Raw genomic sequence first — 13,476 nt, 5'->3', positions numbered from 1 at the left:
GTGATCTGCACAGAGCTGCTGGATAGGCACGGCCCGTATCACCGGGGTCTCGGCGAGTTCCTGAAGCTCGTTCGCTGGCCCGCCTGAAAGTCCACGGGGACAAAGCAATTCGCTATTCCGCAGTGGCTAGACCTATCTCTTTTCCCGCCAAGGAAGTCGGGTCAATGAACACCCAAACCATCCCGGATAAGTATCTGAACACCTATCCGATACCGGCCGAGATTCTCCAGAACTGGACTCGCTGGGAAGGCGCGAACTGGCGCATCATGCGCTACGCCGACAAGCACAACGGCGCACACCCGGAAGACCAGCGGTTCACCGTACGGCCGCCGCAGATGTGCAGCCACCACTATGACGGCTGGTACGCCTGGCGAGACCGGCACTTCAACCCCTACAGCGGCAACCGCTGGCCCGGACATCCCGGCTCATTCCTGAACCCCGGAGCGGGAAGCCCGACCGCCATCGACCGCCTACGCGAAGAGCGCCGGTGGGAGTGGGATCAGAAAACCATCGAGCAAATGCAGATGATCGAACGCTTCTGCGCTGATGGCCGGGGGTGCTCGGAATGACCGCCGGACCGACGAAGCTCACACTCTTCGGCAAGTCTCTCGAAGAGTACGCAGAAGGCGAGCTGGATCGCGCGCTGCGTGAGGTCTACGGCGACCCGAATAGCACTGTCGCGCAATTTAACTCGAACACCGAACTGACCCTGACCGATCTATTCTGTGGCGCAGGCGGTAGCACGAGTGGGGCTATCCAGGTTCCCGGCATCCGTGCCGTAATGGCAATCAACCACTGGGACAAGGCCGTCTGGAACCACTGGCACAACCACCAGCAGACCGACCACGATTGCGCGGACATCTCCAAGGCTGAGCCGCGCCGCTACCCCCGGACCGATATCCTCTGGGGCTCTCCGGAATGCACGAATCACAGCATCGCTGGACGGGGCCGACTTTCCCAGGATGAGACCGCCACGAAGTCCAGGGCCACGATGTGGGATCTGTTGCGGTTCACGGAGTTTCACAAGTACCGCGCCATCATCTTCGAAAACGTCCCGGACGTGATGCGCTGGGAGTTGCTTCCCGCGTGGCTGATGGCCTGGGACAACCTGGGCTATGTCGTCCAGTGGGTGTTCGTCAATTCGATGCACGCTCAGGGGACGGGGGAACCCGCACCGCAGAGCCGCAATCGGGCGTATGCCGTCATCACCCGCAAGGGCGACCGGCGGCCCGACGTGGAGAAGTGGACGCGACCCTGGGCGCACTGCCCGAACTGTGACCGAACGGTCCAATGTGTTCAGCACTGGAAGCCGGGCAAGTCCTGGGGCACCTACGGCAAGCAGTACGAATGGCGCTGCCCGCGCTGGGCGAAGTGTCATCAGACGTTGCAGCCTGCCACCTTGCCCGCCGCCGCCGCTATCGACTGGTCCCTTCCCGCTACCCGCATCGGTGATCGCACGCGCCCGCTATCGCCGAAGACCATGGCCCGTATCGAAGAAGGGCTGTCCCGCTACTTCGGTCCGATGCTGGTCCCCGCCGGTGGCACGTGGAACGACACGGCGTACTCGGTCGCGGATGTCATGCGCACCAGGACAACCCGGGAGAACGAAGGGCTGCTGATTCCCGTCGAAGGGCGCGAAGGCAAGATCGCCCATCCGACAACGGAGCCGATGCGGACCCAAACCGGCAGGCGTGAAACGGGATTGCTGATTCCCTACTACGGCCGGAGTCCAGCGGGCACCACAGACCAGCCCCACCGCACGTTCACCGGCACCGACCGCTTCGCCTTCGTGGTCCCGCTCCGCAATCACAACAACGTGAAGTCGGTTCAGCACCCCTTCGACACGTTCGCGGCGTCCGGCAACCATCACGGACTAGCGATGCCCGAGACGCCAGCCGTGGAGGACTGTGCATTTCGAATGCTGGACCCCGAAGAAGTGCTGTCGGGCATGGCTTTTCCGCGCACGTACGAACTGATTGGCAGCAAGCGCGACCGAGTACGTCTCGCTGGAAACGCGGTCTGCCCGCCCAACGCGCGGGATCTGGTTGCGGCTGTCTCGGAGGCGCTGTCATGAATACGTTCACGGTTCATGCCGTCAGCCAGTTCGGGCGTTGCGGCTCAATGGAATTCCCGTCCGAGCATCAGAGCGCGGTCATGTCCTGGCTGATGGCGTCGCCCGATCAGCGAGAGCACGTTCAGACAGCGTTGCCGTTCCTCGATGCCGACCACCGCGAGTTCCTGATTACCGGCATGACCCCCGACGAGTGGGCCGAAGTTCTAGGAGATGAGCCCGATGAGTAACCCCATGACCAACACTGATCTGCCGGAACTCCCTCTGGGGCAACCACTTCGGCATCACATCGCCAACTACCTCGTGAAGCTCCTGGCCACGATGGACCTTTACGACGCTATGCCGATGAATATGGACGGCCCCAAGCGGCTGCTGAGCACGGTCTACGAACAGTTGTCGAGCATCCTCGAATTCCACGTACGCGAAACCGAACTCATGACCGGCTCGGACCGGGTGGGAGTTCAGGGAAACATGATCGGAGACGCCGCGTACGTCACGGTTCTGCGTGAAGGTGAGGTGGCCTTCGAAGTCCCGTTCACCAGGGATACCTTCGCCTCGTTCGTGGCCAGCGCTCAGTCCGTACTCGCTGAGATGGCGGACCCGTCATGAGCGAGTACAGCAATGACTACTTCGGCGACTACCGCGAAAAAGAACCGAGCCGCACGGCCCATGCAGTCCTGACCAGGCTGGGGGAAATCTCCGTCCCGAATGTAGGGGAGACCCAGCGGCAGAGTGTTCGGAAGCTGGTGGCCTCCAAGGACTTACCGCTGGAAGCACGGGTGGAGCTTCTCCGAATGCTGGGACTCGTGCCATGAGGTTCGTGTACGCCTGGACCGCGCGCGCCAAGTGCCTAGGTGAACCCGTGCAGGTCTTCGACGCCGAGACCGTCCGGCGCAACGGTGGCACCAAGCTCGCCCGAAAGCTCTGCGCTGGCTGCCCGGTCATGCGGGAGTGTGCTCAGTTCGCTCTCGACACTGACGCTGTAGCTGTTGTGCAGGCCGGGGTGATCCTGGGATCGAAGCCCAGCCTGGACAAGTCCCCGACTCGAAAGAAGCTGCGGCTCATCGCAAGCGGGGACATGGCGGCATGAAGACTTGCAACCGCTGTGGCCAAGCAGCCCCGATGAGGTACGAGCACCGGACGTGCAAAGCCTGCTACGCCGAGGACATGCGCCGGATCAGGGGCTCGAAGAAGTCCTGTCAAGGATGCCGCCGCTATCTACCGCTCTCGCAGTTCCCCAGCAATGCCCGCGGTGCCCGCTGCTTCGATTGTGGCGACTCCCGAGCGGGCACCGACCGGCAGAACACGGCAAACCGGCGCTGGAGAGCCGCGCGTAAGTACTGCTCTGCCTGCCGGAACTACCGATTGCCGAGTGAGTTCCTGGCTACGGGGTGGGGTGCTCGCTGTAACCGCTGCCTGGCCCCCACCGTGCCCACCAAGCACGCCGAACTGGACCAGCGCAAGCAGGACGCCACCGCTGACTTCCGTTTCGCCACAGAGCAGCTCGGCATCAGCCGGGAACAGGCCATTGCCTGGATTGCCCAGGGCTACGGGGTCACCACGAGAGCCGTCGAACGGTGGGGAATCGCAGATGAGGAGACAGCACATGAGCACCGATGAACTACCCGACGACGTACGCCACGCCTATGAGGTCTACCGCTGGGCCGGGCGCGAGATCGAAGGACTGGAAGAGCAGCGCAAGGCAGCCCGCTCGGTCATCGAAGAGTTCCTAGGTGAGTCCGAGGAACTGATGGTGGACGGCCGAAAGGCGCTGACCTGGTACCGGTCCGAGTCCCGCGTGTTCGACCAGGCGCTGGCCATCCAGATTTACCCGGACCTGGACGACAAAGCGCGGAAGACCAAGCGGACCCGCTCGTTCCGGGTGGTGAGCGATGAGTAGCCCGATGACCCCCGAAGAGCGTGAGCAGCTCGAAGCCCAGCGGGACGAGCTGGAAGCCGAATTGGCCGGGAATCAGCAGGCTCTCGATGATCTCGCGCGAAAGCTGGATTCCTCCCCCGACGATTTTGGGGACGAAGACGAACAGCTGGACGCCGATATCCGGATTGCCACGCTCACCATCTACGCCGATGGGCACTACGAGGCTGAGTGGTGGTGCCCGGTTGACCCGCTGCTGATGTACCTGGCCGAAGCCGTGCAATCGATGCTCGAACACCGGGACGAGATGGCTGCCGAGAGCAAGCGGCTGGGGTACGGGTCATGAACGACACCGGTTTACCCCAGTGGGGCGACAAAGGCTGTGAGTACCGGCCGAGCAGATGCAGTCACGGGCCGGACGACGGCTGCATGTGGTGCTGCATGACGTGCAACCTCGATCGCCACTTCTGCCCAGATTGCGGGACCGTTAGCGACCATTTGGACAGCCCTTGTGGTGACTGCTCATGAGGTACATCGACCTCGAAGGCTCACCGCGGCACGGATTCGTTTGGAGCGCCGGCCCGGTCGCGAACTCGGCATGGGTCCGGTCCGAAAGCAGTTGGGCCGTGGTGGATCTGAAGTCCCGGCGGCAAGTGGCGTACTCGATGCCGATCTTCATGCGGGAGCAGCCGCCCGAGCGGGTCAAGTGGGCCGAGGAAGTACTGAAGTCCCGGCGGCTGCTAGATCCACCAATCCCCGAGGGGCACATCGTGTTCGACCCGGAAGCCGACATGGCAAGGGTCATCTGGAATCTGGCCATCGCGCAGGACAAGACGACGGCCGCCATCCACGCCACCCGATACGCGGACCGCGCGTCCGTCTCGGCAAAGCGACTACTGGAACTGGAGAAGGACCAATGAGCAGCATCGAAGGACTGGAGTTCCGCACCAGCTTGTTCGCACTGGCGCTGAAAGTCGTGAGCACCATCCTGGAGAGGCAGAAGGGGCAGATAGCCGACCTGACACAGCGCGTGGCCGAGCTGGAGAAGAACGCTGCGGCGGCTAAGCCGTGAGCACCCCGCTGTACGTCCACGTCTCCCGGGAGCCTTCGAAGCGGTTTCCCTGGCACCAGGTCCGAGCAAAGAAGCGGTGGCTCTACAAGGGCAAGCGTGCCTGGTGGCTGGAAACGAAATGCGGCATCGCCCTGCTCATCTGGAGCGAAGTCCGGGCCGTTCCCGAGGAACCAAATCAACTGCGCTGCAAGGAATGCTGGAAATGAACGACACGACACGAGCAACTCAGATGGTCGAACTGATGGCCAAGCTGGATGACGCCGAAGCAATCACACTGGCGTCCTTCGCGGCTATGAGTACGGCCCAGGCCAACGGCCTACCGTCCCAGGTGGCGGCCAAGGCCATTGCGCAAATCCTGGTGAAGAACGGATTTCACCGATGAAGCGCAAGCACATCGTCCGGCGGCTGAAGGACCAAGAGCGCGTCAACTTCGCCCAGGGCCGAGTCATTCACCGCATGACAACTCAGATTGCCCAGCTGATGACCCTGGTGGACAAGCTCAGCGACGCGGAAAGCTTCGTGCTCACCGATGGTCAGGTTCAGCAGATCCTCGTGCAGGTCCGGCGAGTGCTCGCGCAGGAGAGCCAGGGCGGGATTCACCTGGGCAGTAAGACGTTGGAGCACTGAGCGATGAGCGACGTAGACGATGCCCTGGATATCTCTGATCTGCCCCGCCGGGAGCTGGAAGCCGAAATCAAGGCCATGTTCCGGGACTACTCGCACAACCGGCCCCGGTCGCTTCAGACAGCACTCGGCCCCAGCGAAATCGGCTCACTCTGTAAACGCCAGCTGGCTTTCGGGCTCACGGCGGGGGAGATGGGCAAGGGCTCGAACACCGGCGGCGATATCTGGCGTTCGTACGTCGGCGTCGCGCTTCACAAGGAAGACGAAGAAGTTCTGAAGTTCGCGAATGACCGTGCTGGCGAACAGCTTTGGATTCCGGAAGCCAAGGTGTACGGCCACGACAAGCACCCCGGATCATGCGATGCCTACCACGTGAAGCGGCGAACCGTCGTGGACTGGAAGCACCCCGGCAAGTACATGTTCGACAAGTACCGCAAGGACGGCCCGAGCTGGAAGTACCGCGCCCAGGTGCACATCTACGGCAAAGGCTATGCGCGGCTGGGCCTCCCGGTCGAACACGTTGGCATCATGTTCATCAGCCCGGCGTCCGACCTGCATCACGGATTCCTGTACCTGGAGCCGTACAGCGAGGAAATCGCCAACCTGGCGCTGAACAACCTGGACGCCATCAAGGCGCAGTGCGACGAACTGGACGTGGTTCACCACCCTGAGCGCTTCCAGCAGATACCGATCACACCTACCGATGATTGCCGACTGTGCAACTGGTGGAACCCGAAACCCTTTGGGCCGCGCCAATGTTCGGGGAAGGAATGAGCGTGACTGCTATCGACTATGACGAGGGTTGTGGCGTCGAGTATGACCACCGGCTGGAGATCATCGACCAGTCGCTAGATGGAACCGCGTACGTCTGCCTGAACTGCGGGGCCGAGATCTTCGAGCCGCCCGAAAGCCCATCCAAGAAATAGACCCGGGAGCCCAAAAGGGTTGCCCACGTTGAAAGAAGAAACACAGTGACCGAGAACAACGAGGTTCAGCAGGTCCGTTCCGTTGACGATGTGCTGCGGGGCGGAGGTGGTCCGCCGGTCTTCCCCTTCGAAGAAGTCGGCACCAAGGTCACCGGCACGCTGAAGTCTGCCGAGATGGTCAAGGTGATCTATCCCAAGGATCACCCGAAGGCCGGGCAGCACAAGACGTACGAGTCCGGCAGGCTGGCCTATCAGATCAAACTCGTTCTGACCGACACCACGGCCAAGCGCACCGACGACGAAGACGACGGCACCCGCCGCACCTTCGTGAAAGAGTTCGGCCCCAACCGAGATGCGTTCTCCCGGGCTCTGGATGAACGAGGCTTTGCCGTTGTCGCAGCGGCCTACGGTTCGCGGCTGACCATCGAGCGAATCGCGGACGGCCCGAAGCCCTTCAAGGGAGCCAGCCCCGAGCACCTATTCCGCTTTGAGTTCAACTCTGCGGACATCGCCCTGGGCGACCGTTCCGAGAGGGCCAAGGAAGAACCCGCCCGGAAGGAAACGCGCGAGGACAGCAAGCCCAAGAGCACTCGCGATCTGCTCCGTGAGAACGGGCTGGACGAGAACCTGGCGGCCATGCTTCCGGACAACGCGGAAGACGTTCAGCCGGAGTTGCTCCAGGCGCTGAAGAACCAGAAGAAGTGATGACGGCGCTGACTCTGGTCGCCGTGTTGGTGATCCTGCTCAGCGGGGCGGCCTTTGGCGTCATCGGCATGTCGGTCGGGCTGCTGTGGCTACTCGATCGATGGGAAGACCGCGGCGGCGACGACTTCTGACCTCGCGGGTCTCATACCCGGATCGCATCCGTTCGCGGCTGCCCGGGTGTGGGGCCGACGACTGTCAGAAAGGGCACCAAATGCACACCGCGAGAACAATTTACAGCTGGCACGAAATCTACAACCTGCGACCGGAGACACGATTCATCGACTCCCAGGGACACGAGTTCACTGCGAAGGGTGAAGGTCAGGTAACCCACTGCTCCGGTGACTTCGCGATGTACTCGGATATCGAGCTGCCGGTAACCGTGCTCGAAGACTGGCTGGGCAAACTCCGAGTGCGCAAGCTCGGAAGTCTTCCGCGATGGGCCGCCATCGGGCACGGCATCTACGAGTCATTCGACAGCCACCGTGAGGCCGTGTTCTGGGCGCACCGCCGGGCGCGGCAATGAACGCCGGTCTATGCCCGAGATGTGGTGAGCCCGTTCTTAGCGTGGGAGCGATGACGTTTGATCTCGCGCCCGGCGACAGGGAGCACGGCGGCCGGACCGTCTATGCGCAGTACGCCATCATGTCGGGTCAGCCTTTGGTGCTCAGCGGGATTGCGCTCGCAGCCGCCCGGCAGTACGGCATGAACCTCTATCGTCGGCACGGCATCACGTGCCCTGGATTCTGGCCGAGGCATCGAGATGACAACCAGTGACGATGATCTGGCAGCGCTGGCCGAGTACGAATCCGAGTCGAAGCCACCCTGCGATGCCCTGAACGCCAAGACCGGCAAGCAGTGCGGCCTACCCTCCCGGTACAGCGTCGAGCTGGTCCACACGCACCGAAAGACTTCCTACCGCAGTGCGTTCCTGTGTCTGCGCTGCTATGAGGCTCTGCTCAATCTGCCGTACCCGCTGCGCTGCGCTCAGTGCAAGAAGCGCATAGGCGGCCCCGAGGACATTGTGTCCAATCCCCGAAAGCTGTAGAGCCATGCCCATTTTCGGCTACCCGATCGGCAATCCCTTCGGGTCCGCGCAGCCATCGCCCAAGCCGTTGGAGCTGTATCCGGATCTGATTCACCGGCCGATCTGTACGGCGTGCTGGCGCAAGCGGTACAGCTGGGCATGGCCGCCGCCCTGGAAATTCCCGGCGCCCACGGAGACATGCCACCGGTGCGGGCACGAGACGGAATCCGGACTCAGCGAGACGGTAGATGCCGATGTCTGAGCCCATCTACGGCCGGGCAGCACACGAGTACTGGAATCTCGGCTGGCGTGGAGTGATTCCCATTCCGCCGCGCCGCAAAATCCCGCCGCCGGACGGCTACACCGGGAACGCCGGAATCATGCCGTCCTATCCGGACATTCAAGCCTGGTGCGAGGACAAGCCGGACTGGAATCTGGCGCTTCGGCTCCCGCGCGGCATGGTCGGCATCGACGTGGACGACTACGACGAGAAGAACGGCGCGGCGACACTGGCCGAAGCAGAGAGCCGCTGGGGTCCGCTCCCGAACACCTGGATCTCGACGGCCCGAACCGAAGGTGTCAGCGGCATAAGGCTCTTCGCCATCCCGGAGAACGTCAGGCTGCGCGACCGCATCAACTTCGGCCCCGAACTCGGGGATATCGAGATCTGCCAGTTCCATCACCGCTTCGTCATGGCATGGCCTTCGATCCACAAGACCGGCAACGAATACAGCTGGCGCAGAGAAGGAACCGCGGCGGGTCTGGACCTGCTCCCCGGGTGGTCCACGATTCCGGAACTGCCCGTTCGATGGATGGACGCGCTTCGTGTGCCCGAGCCGCTTGTGAGCGTGCAGGCAGACGTGCAAGCCGTGCTGGCCAATCTGCCGCAGGGCTACATGTCCGTTTCCGTCGAGCGCTCATTGCACAAGGCGCTTCAGCAGCTGCACGACGGGACCGGCTCGCGCCACGACAACACCCGGGACAACGTGCTTCGGCTGCTGCGCCTGGCCGAGGAAGGCGAACCCGGGGTAGGTCTGGCCATCGATGCGTTGCGAATCAACTACTGCACGAACGTGTCCGACCGAGCGAGCATCGAAGAAGCGGCCCTGGAGTTCGATCGGATGGTGACAGGGCAGAACGGACACAACCTCATCGCCTCCACTCCGTCCACTGCGAACCTGCTTGGGCTGGATCGGCCCAACCGCCTCGAGTTCGAGAATTCGCAGCGAACAACGGACACCGGCTACAAGTTCGACAATTCGGACGACTCCGCAGTCTGCGACGAACCCACCACCGCGCCCGCGACAGATCCGCCAGCGGGCGATCATGCCGACGCTCAGCCGGACCGATCCAGAGACGTTGACGCAGTGCTGGGACGCGGACCCGTGCAACCCATCGAGAGCACACCAGCACCGGAAGACGAAGACCTTCTGCCGTTGCTGACCATCTCCGATCTAGCTGCCTTGACACCGGCGGCCCCACTCATCGAAGGACTGCTCTACGCGGGCACTCTGGCGCAAGTCGCCGGGCAGCCGGGCACCTACAAGACATTCCTGGCTCTCTCATGGGCGTGCGCTGTGTCCAGCCCTATAGACAGGTGGGAGGGCTACCCGGTGAAGGCTCACGGCCCGGTCCTCTACATCGCCGCTGAAGGTGCCAACGGGATGCGTCCCCGAATCCTGGCCTGGTGTGAAGCCAACGATGTCGACCCGAGCGACTTGCCGCTGTTGGTCTATCCCGAACCCGTGCAGTTGGGCTCTCGGCTGGCCATGGCGAGACTCACCGTAACCGCGCAGCAAATCAGGGCGAAGCTGATCGTTTTCGACACCCGGGCACGCTGCACGTTGGACCTGGAAGAGAACAGTGCCACCGAGCAGAGCGAGGCCATCGAGGCGGCCGAACGCCTGCGCGTAGCCACCGGTGCCACGGTGCTGATGGTCCATCACTCATCTCGCTCAGGCACGGCCGGGCGCGGTTCGTCGGCATGGGATGGCGCGCTGTGGAGTGACCTTCGAGTCACCGCTGAGCGCTTCGAAGACACCATGGCCGCCCCGGTGCTGCACCTGGAGGTGGAGAAGCACAAGGATGCCCCGGCCGGGATGACGCTGGACTTCGAACTGGTCCACCACACCGTCTCGCCCAAGCTGATGCCACTGGCACCGGACCAGGACCAGTTCAGCCGCAACACGCTGCTGGTGGCGCACTACGTCCCGGACGGCCGCGACGGCAACGAGGAAACCATCCTGGGCATCCTGCGGAACTCTGGGCGGCTGACGCGTTCGGAACTCCGGGACATGGCCATGGAACACGGGCTCACCCGGGCGACCGCATACCGAACCATCAAGCAGTTGGCCGAGTCCGGCCGCATCGTGGAGCACGGCACCGAGCAGCGTCCGAGCTATGAGATTCGGGTGCTGGGCAAATGAAAACGTCTCATTCCACTAAAACCCGTGAGACGTTTCCTTCTCAGAACGCTCCGAATGTGGCTCTGACCTGCGGATTCAGAACGTCTCAAAAAACGTCTCACGCACGCGATCGGTGAGACGTTTTCGCTGGAAGGCATAAAAAATGCCCCGTGAGCTGGGGCTTTGCAATTCCGTCTAACGTCTCAGCACTGCTTAGGCTTCCGAAGGGGGAGACGCGCCAGCGGCCTGACCCCGGAGCCTAATCACCGAAGTGAAATTCTCGCCACCCGAAAACAGGCGATTCATACAACGATCAGGTAAAGCGCCATGAGAGCGAAAGCGCCCTATTCATATCCGGCGATGGGCAGTCAGAAAGCGCCCACGAAGGCTCGCTGCTCGTCCTGCCGGGCCGACGTAATGGCAGCGCGCTACGACGCTTTGCCGCTGGCTCTGGATGTCGAGCATTTGAGCCAGACCGGCGAACTAATGGCGCTGCTGCTCCGGCTGAAAACCTGGCACATCGTCTATCCCCACATCTATCGGCGCAACAGCTTCGCAATCCGTGACGAGCCATTTCCGAGACTGGGATACATCCTCCGCGAACACCGGTGCGGATTATCGGCCCCGACAGGTGAAGCGCTCGCACTACCGCCGCCGCGGCCTTCCGATCACCCCGGATTCTGAAAGAGCCCTTCCACTAGCCAGGCGACGAACATGACCGCGAACACTATGGCGAACACGTAGTACAACTCTGGTGTGAAAAGCGCGCTTGTTCCGTGTTGGGCGACTACTAGGACGGTCGTAATGCCCGAGCCCACCACTCCGATCGAGAGCCAGATCCGCAGGCTTTCGAACCTCTTTTCGCGATGCAGCGTCTTGGCCTTCTCTCGCGCAATCTGGGTTTGCAGATCGGTGACGGCAGCCTTTACGGATTCTCGTCCGTGCGCACCCAACGGCAGATCGGCAAGTGTCTTGGTAAGGGTAGCCAAGGTTGCTTGCAAGTCGCTCGAAGACTTCCTGGCATTGATACGTGTTACATGTGAAGTAATCAAAGCAGCAGCGATAACGCCTATTGGTGCCAATGCCGCCAACATAGCCGTAAATGCGCTAGGGCTATTTCCGGCCGCTTCTGCTCCCCACCCGATCATGTCGACATCATCCCGGTCACCCGCACGCTTCGCCAGTCCAGATTCCGAGCCCTGACCGGGTGGCCTTGTACACCGAACCGAAGAACAGAAACGCCATGAGCAACACGAATCCCACCCGTCATCAAATCCTGCTCGAAGCCGACCAGCTGATCTGTAGCGATCGGAACGAGCAGTACGGCGAACCCATCGACAACCTTGGCCGCATCGCCAGCTACTGGTCCACCTATCTCGGCAGGCCGATCAGCGCCCGGGATGTGGCCCTGATGATGGTGCTGAGCAAGGTCGCGCGCGAGGCCAACGGCCACAAGCCAGATTCATGCGTGGACATGGCCGGATACGCCGCAATCGCCGCTGAAGTCGAAGAGCTGAGCGCCTGATGCAACCTGAGCCGGCCAGCCCTGCAAGCGGCCCAGAATCGCTCACAGCCCCGGCAATCGCGCCTCTGCGCTGCACTGATTGCCCAGAGGGATCGAAGCGTCCAGCCCGGCGTCCGGGGCCACGCTGCGCCACTCACATGCGCGAGTTCACCAAGCGACACAAGCGCAACGCCTGGGCGGCCCGGATCGAGAAGACCTACGGCATCACCGCGGCCGAGTACGAAGCCATCCTGCGGATACAGGGCGGAAAGTGTGCGGTGTGCAAGCGGGCGACCGGTGCAACCCGGATGCTCTCTGTGGACCACAATCACCAACTGCCGCCCGGGCGTGAATCGGTTCGCGGTCTGCTGTGTCGGCCGTGCAATGACATGGTTGGCCGCATGAGAGACGAAGCCGATGCGTTCTATCGCGCGTTTCACTATCTTCGTTTCCCTCCGGCCCAAAAAGTGTTATCAGACCAGGTAATTCCGTTACCGAACGCTGAGTAGCGTTCTAACTGCCTCGCATTCCGTGAGTCCGGTCGAAATCCGGCGGGCACATTCCGGCTGTCGAATCCGGATGCGAGGCACTCAGACACAGATCCGGGCGAGACTCGGTGGCACAAAAGAAGAAGCACGACCATGCGCAAAGCAACGGCGCTTTCCGCTGCATTACTCTTCGCTGCGTTCCTTCCCTTCGCGGGTGGAACTGCAACGCCCGCAAATGCCGATCAGTGCAACGGAGACTGGTCCATCGTCATGGGCGGATTCACCCTGTCCGGTCCCGGACTCACCGGGGAAGACTCCAGTTACCTCGCTGGAGATCAGCGCATCGGCTACAACTCCGCTGATCCGTACTCCGGCCTGAACGAACTCGATCGGCTGTTCTGGTCTCACCGCGGCGAATGCCCTGGAGACCACATCCGCATCGTGGCCCACTCCGAAGGTGCTGGCATCGCACACGCCTGGGTCACCGCCCACCAGGACGTAGACAACGCCAACGCCGTGCTGATCGCAGATCCGAAGCGGGCTGGCGACGGCTCCGGCTGGGATGGACTATCTGTCGCTGGCGGCTTCCTGGGCTACCCGTTGGCCGGGGTCGATGATTGGTTCGGCGGGTTCCCCGTCCTGGAGATCTGCAACCGGGATGACCAGATATGCGACACGTCGGCCGGGTGGTGGGGATATCTCTTCGGCGGCGCGCATGGCCGCTACGACTTCAACGCCTACGACTATGGCGACGGGGATAGCGGGACGTGGTATCAGTGAC

Annotated in this window: 27 protein-coding genes; 26 read left to right on the top strand and 1 reads right to left on the bottom strand. The window is 62.4% G+C overall.

The window, feature by feature from the left end; genetic code table 11:
• The first annotated feature begins 164 nt into the window (after positions 1-164).
• The 23 genes from ACFVUS_RS12710 (at position 165) to ACFVUS_RS12600 (ending at position 11,387) form a co-directional block, all read left to right on the top strand.
• Complete coding sequence (locus ACFVUS_RS12710; protein ID WP_387764476.1) at positions 165-569, top strand: hypothetical protein; 405 nt, start codon at positions 165-167, stop codon at positions 567-569.
• Complete coding sequence (locus ACFVUS_RS12705) at positions 566-2,074, top strand: DNA cytosine methyltransferase (protein WP_387764474.1); 1,509 nt, start codon at positions 566-568, stop codon at positions 2,072-2,074. Before ACFVUS_RS12710 ends, ACFVUS_RS12705 begins: the two co-directional genes overlap by 4 nt.
• The gene (locus ACFVUS_RS12700) at positions 2,071-2,301 is read left to right on the top strand and encodes a hypothetical protein (protein WP_387764472.1); all 231 of its coding nucleotides are present in this window, start codon (positions 2,071-2,073) and stop codon (positions 2,299-2,301) included. Before ACFVUS_RS12705 ends, ACFVUS_RS12700 begins: the two co-directional genes overlap by 4 nt.
• A gap of 4 nt (positions 2,302-2,305) precedes the next feature.
• Positions 2,306-2,680, top strand: a complete 375-nt coding sequence (locus tag ACFVUS_RS12695) for a hypothetical protein (RefSeq protein WP_387764470.1) — start codon at positions 2,306-2,308, stop codon at positions 2,678-2,680.
• Positions 2,677-2,886, top strand: coding sequence for a hypothetical protein (locus ACFVUS_RS12690; RefSeq protein ID WP_387764468.1), 210 nt, complete (start codon positions 2,677-2,679; stop codon positions 2,884-2,886). Before ACFVUS_RS12695 ends, ACFVUS_RS12690 begins: the two co-directional genes overlap by 4 nt.
• Positions 2,883-3,161, top strand: a complete 279-nt coding sequence (locus tag ACFVUS_RS12685; protein WP_387764466.1) for a WhiB family transcriptional regulator — start codon at positions 2,883-2,885, stop codon at positions 3,159-3,161. The genes ACFVUS_RS12690 and ACFVUS_RS12685 overlap by 4 nt, the downstream gene beginning before the upstream one ends.
• A gap of 338 nt (positions 3,162-3,499) precedes the next feature.
• Entirely contained in the window at positions 3,500-3,691 is a 192-nt protein-coding gene (locus ACFVUS_RS12680) for a hypothetical protein (RefSeq protein ID WP_387764464.1), read from the top strand.
• Positions 3,678-3,971 (top strand): hypothetical protein, encoded by a 294-nt coding sequence (locus ACFVUS_RS12675; RefSeq protein ID WP_387764462.1) that lies wholly within the window; start codon positions 3,678-3,680, stop codon positions 3,969-3,971. The genes ACFVUS_RS12680 and ACFVUS_RS12675 overlap by 14 nt, the downstream gene beginning before the upstream one ends.
• Positions 3,964-4,293 carry a hypothetical protein gene (locus ACFVUS_RS12670; RefSeq protein ID WP_387764460.1) on the top strand — a complete coding sequence of 110 codons (330 nt, stop codon included), beginning with the start codon at positions 3,964-3,966 and terminating at the stop codon, positions 4,291-4,293. Before ACFVUS_RS12675 ends, ACFVUS_RS12670 begins: the two co-directional genes overlap by 8 nt.
• A gap of 280 nt (positions 4,294-4,573) precedes the next feature.
• A complete protein-coding gene (locus ACFVUS_RS12665; RefSeq protein WP_387764458.1) occupies positions 4,574-4,867 on the top strand; it encodes a hypothetical protein in 294 nt (97 codons plus the stop codon).
• On the top strand, positions 4,864-5,019 hold the full coding sequence (locus ACFVUS_RS12660; RefSeq protein WP_387764456.1) for a hypothetical protein: 156 nt from the start codon (positions 4,864-4,866) through the stop codon (positions 5,017-5,019). Before ACFVUS_RS12665 ends, ACFVUS_RS12660 begins: the two co-directional genes overlap by 4 nt.
• Positions 5,016-5,225: a hypothetical protein gene (locus ACFVUS_RS12655; RefSeq protein WP_387764454.1), complete on the top strand. Its 210-nt coding sequence runs from the start codon at positions 5,016-5,018 to the stop codon at positions 5,223-5,225. The genes ACFVUS_RS12660 and ACFVUS_RS12655 overlap by 4 nt, the downstream gene beginning before the upstream one ends.
• Positions 5,222-5,401: a hypothetical protein gene (locus tag ACFVUS_RS12650; RefSeq protein ID WP_387764452.1), complete on the top strand. Its 180-nt coding sequence runs from the start codon at positions 5,222-5,224 to the stop codon at positions 5,399-5,401. Before ACFVUS_RS12655 ends, ACFVUS_RS12650 begins: the two co-directional genes overlap by 4 nt.
• Positions 5,398-5,646 (top strand): hypothetical protein, encoded by a 249-nt coding sequence (locus tag ACFVUS_RS12645; protein WP_387764450.1) that lies wholly within the window; start codon positions 5,398-5,400, stop codon positions 5,644-5,646. Before ACFVUS_RS12650 ends, ACFVUS_RS12645 begins: the two co-directional genes overlap by 4 nt.
• A gap of 3 nt (positions 5,647-5,649) precedes the next feature.
• Complete coding sequence (locus ACFVUS_RS12640; RefSeq protein WP_387764448.1) at positions 5,650-6,417, top strand: hypothetical protein; 768 nt, start codon at positions 5,650-5,652, stop codon at positions 6,415-6,417.
• Positions 6,418-6,419: 2 nt separating this feature from the next.
• Complete coding sequence (locus ACFVUS_RS12635) at positions 6,420-6,569, top strand: hypothetical protein (RefSeq protein ID WP_387764446.1); 150 nt, start codon at positions 6,420-6,422, stop codon at positions 6,567-6,569.
• A gap of 45 nt (positions 6,570-6,614) precedes the next feature.
• The gene (locus ACFVUS_RS12630; RefSeq protein WP_387764444.1) at positions 6,615-7,274 is read left to right on the top strand and encodes a hypothetical protein; all 660 of its coding nucleotides are present in this window, start codon (positions 6,615-6,617) and stop codon (positions 7,272-7,274) included.
• Entirely contained in the window at positions 7,274-7,405 is a 132-nt protein-coding gene (locus ACFVUS_RS12625; RefSeq protein WP_387764442.1) for a hypothetical protein, read from the top strand. The genes ACFVUS_RS12630 and ACFVUS_RS12625 overlap by 1 nt, the downstream gene beginning before the upstream one ends.
• An 80-nt stretch (positions 7,406-7,485) precedes the next feature.
• Complete coding sequence (locus ACFVUS_RS12620; protein WP_387764440.1) at positions 7,486-7,797, top strand: hypothetical protein; 312 nt, start codon at positions 7,486-7,488, stop codon at positions 7,795-7,797.
• A gap of 50 nt (positions 7,798-7,847) precedes the next feature.
• The gene (locus tag ACFVUS_RS12615) at positions 7,848-8,048 is read left to right on the top strand and encodes a hypothetical protein (RefSeq protein WP_387764438.1); all 201 of its coding nucleotides are present in this window, start codon (positions 7,848-7,850) and stop codon (positions 8,046-8,048) included.
• Positions 8,035-8,319 carry a hypothetical protein gene (locus ACFVUS_RS12610; protein ID WP_387764436.1) on the top strand — a complete coding sequence of 95 codons (285 nt, stop codon included), beginning with the start codon at positions 8,035-8,037 and terminating at the stop codon, positions 8,317-8,319. Before ACFVUS_RS12615 ends, ACFVUS_RS12610 begins: the two co-directional genes overlap by 14 nt.
• A 227-nt stretch (positions 8,320-8,546) precedes the next feature.
• Positions 8,547-10,724: an AAA family ATPase gene (locus tag ACFVUS_RS12605; protein ID WP_387764434.1), complete on the top strand. Its 2,178-nt coding sequence runs from the start codon at positions 8,547-8,549 to the stop codon at positions 10,722-10,724.
• 396 nt (positions 10,725-11,120) lie between these two features.
• A complete protein-coding gene (locus ACFVUS_RS12600; RefSeq protein ID WP_387764432.1) occupies positions 11,121-11,387 on the top strand; it encodes a hypothetical protein in 267 nt (88 codons plus the stop codon).
• Here ACFVUS_RS12600 and ACFVUS_RS12595 read toward each other — a convergent pair.
• Positions 11,372-11,851 carry a hypothetical protein gene (locus tag ACFVUS_RS12595; RefSeq protein ID WP_387764430.1) on the bottom strand — a complete coding sequence of 160 codons (480 nt, stop codon included), beginning with the start codon at positions 11,849-11,851 and terminating at the stop codon, positions 11,372-11,374. The genes ACFVUS_RS12600 and ACFVUS_RS12595 overlap by 16 nt on opposite strands.
• Before the next feature lie 95 nt (positions 11,852-11,946).
• Between ACFVUS_RS12595 and ACFVUS_RS12590 the strand changes: the two genes are divergently transcribed.
• From ACFVUS_RS12590 to ACFVUS_RS12580, 3 genes are all read left to right on the top strand, one after another.
• Positions 11,947-12,228: a DUF6378 domain-containing protein gene (locus ACFVUS_RS12590; RefSeq protein ID WP_387764428.1), complete on the top strand. Its 282-nt coding sequence runs from the start codon at positions 11,947-11,949 to the stop codon at positions 12,226-12,228.
• A 137-nt stretch (positions 12,229-12,365) separates the two neighbouring features.
• The gene (locus ACFVUS_RS12585; protein ID WP_387764426.1) at positions 12,366-12,716 is read left to right on the top strand and encodes an endonuclease VII domain-containing protein; all 351 of its coding nucleotides are present in this window, start codon (positions 12,366-12,368) and stop codon (positions 12,714-12,716) included.
• 132 nt (positions 12,717-12,848) lie between these two features.
• Positions 12,849-13,475, top strand: coding sequence for a hypothetical protein (locus ACFVUS_RS12580; protein WP_387764424.1), 627 nt, complete (start codon positions 12,849-12,851; stop codon positions 13,473-13,475).
• Position 13,476: the final 1 nt, after the last annotated feature.

The organism is Nocardia sp. NPDC058058, assembly GCF_042885355.1.
GTDB lineage: Bacteria > Actinomycetota > Actinomycetes > Mycobacteriales > Mycobacteriaceae > Nocardia.
This window is presented reverse-complemented; position numbering and strand designations above follow the sequence as displayed.

What these genes read in the sequence shown, in the direction of transcription:
- ACFVUS_RS12710 (WP_387764476.1), top strand. Translation starts at nt 165, where the DNA reads ATGAACACCCAAACCATCCCGGATAAGTATCTGAACACCTATCCGATA.
- ACFVUS_RS12705 (WP_387764474.1), top strand. Translation starts at nt 566, where the DNA reads ATGACCGCCGGACCGACGAAGCTCACACTCTTCGGCAAGTCTCTCGAA.
- ACFVUS_RS12700 (WP_387764472.1), top strand. Translation starts at nt 2,071, where the DNA reads ATGAATACGTTCACGGTTCATGCCGTCAGCCAGTTCGGGCGTTGCGGC.
- ACFVUS_RS12695 (WP_387764470.1), top strand. Translation starts at nt 2,306, where the DNA reads ATGACCAACACTGATCTGCCGGAACTCCCTCTGGGGCAACCACTTCGG.
- ACFVUS_RS12690 (WP_387764468.1), top strand. Translation starts at nt 2,677, where the DNA reads ATGAGCGAGTACAGCAATGACTACTTCGGCGACTACCGCGAAAAAGAA.
- ACFVUS_RS12685 (WP_387764466.1), top strand. Translation starts at nt 2,883, where the DNA reads ATGAGGTTCGTGTACGCCTGGACCGCGCGCGCCAAGTGCCTAGGTGAA.
- ACFVUS_RS12675 (WP_387764462.1), top strand. Translation starts at nt 3,678, where the DNA reads ATGAGCACCGATGAACTACCCGACGACGTACGCCACGCCTATGAGGTC.
- ACFVUS_RS12670 (WP_387764460.1), top strand. Translation starts at nt 3,964, where the DNA reads ATGAGTAGCCCGATGACCCCCGAAGAGCGTGAGCAGCTCGAAGCCCAG.
- ACFVUS_RS12660 (WP_387764456.1), top strand. Translation starts at nt 4,864, where the DNA reads ATGAGCAGCATCGAAGGACTGGAGTTCCGCACCAGCTTGTTCGCACTG.
- ACFVUS_RS12650 (WP_387764452.1), top strand. Translation starts at nt 5,222, where the DNA reads ATGAACGACACGACACGAGCAACTCAGATGGTCGAACTGATGGCCAAG.
- ACFVUS_RS12645 (WP_387764450.1), top strand. Translation starts at nt 5,398, where the DNA reads ATGAAGCGCAAGCACATCGTCCGGCGGCTGAAGGACCAAGAGCGCGTC.
- ACFVUS_RS12640 (WP_387764448.1), top strand. Translation starts at nt 5,650, where the DNA reads ATGAGCGACGTAGACGATGCCCTGGATATCTCTGATCTGCCCCGCCGG.
- ACFVUS_RS12625 (WP_387764442.1), top strand. Translation starts at nt 7,274, where the DNA reads ATGACGGCGCTGACTCTGGTCGCCGTGTTGGTGATCCTGCTCAGCGGG.
- ACFVUS_RS12620 (WP_387764440.1), top strand. Translation starts at nt 7,486, where the DNA reads ATGCACACCGCGAGAACAATTTACAGCTGGCACGAAATCTACAACCTG.
- ACFVUS_RS12615 (WP_387764438.1), top strand. Translation starts at nt 7,848, where the DNA reads ATGACGTTTGATCTCGCGCCCGGCGACAGGGAGCACGGCGGCCGGACC.
- ACFVUS_RS12610 (WP_387764436.1), top strand. Translation starts at nt 8,035, where the DNA reads ATGACAACCAGTGACGATGATCTGGCAGCGCTGGCCGAGTACGAATCC.
- ACFVUS_RS12605 (WP_387764434.1), top strand. Translation starts at nt 8,547, where the DNA reads ATGCCGATGTCTGAGCCCATCTACGGCCGGGCAGCACACGAGTACTGG.
- ACFVUS_RS12600 (WP_387764432.1), top strand. Translation starts at nt 11,121, where the DNA reads ATGGCAGCGCGCTACGACGCTTTGCCGCTGGCTCTGGATGTCGAGCAT.
- ACFVUS_RS12595 (WP_387764430.1), bottom strand. Translation starts at nt 11,851, where the DNA reads ATGATCGGGTGGGGAGCAGAAGCGGCCGGAAATAGCCCTAGCGCATTT.
- ACFVUS_RS12590 (WP_387764428.1), top strand. Translation starts at nt 11,947, where the DNA reads ATGAGCAACACGAATCCCACCCGTCATCAAATCCTGCTCGAAGCCGAC.
- ACFVUS_RS12585 (WP_387764426.1), top strand. Translation starts at nt 12,366, where the DNA reads ATGCGCGAGTTCACCAAGCGACACAAGCGCAACGCCTGGGCGGCCCGG.
- ACFVUS_RS12580 (WP_387764424.1), top strand. Translation starts at nt 12,849, where the DNA reads ATGCGCAAAGCAACGGCGCTTTCCGCTGCATTACTCTTCGCTGCGTTC.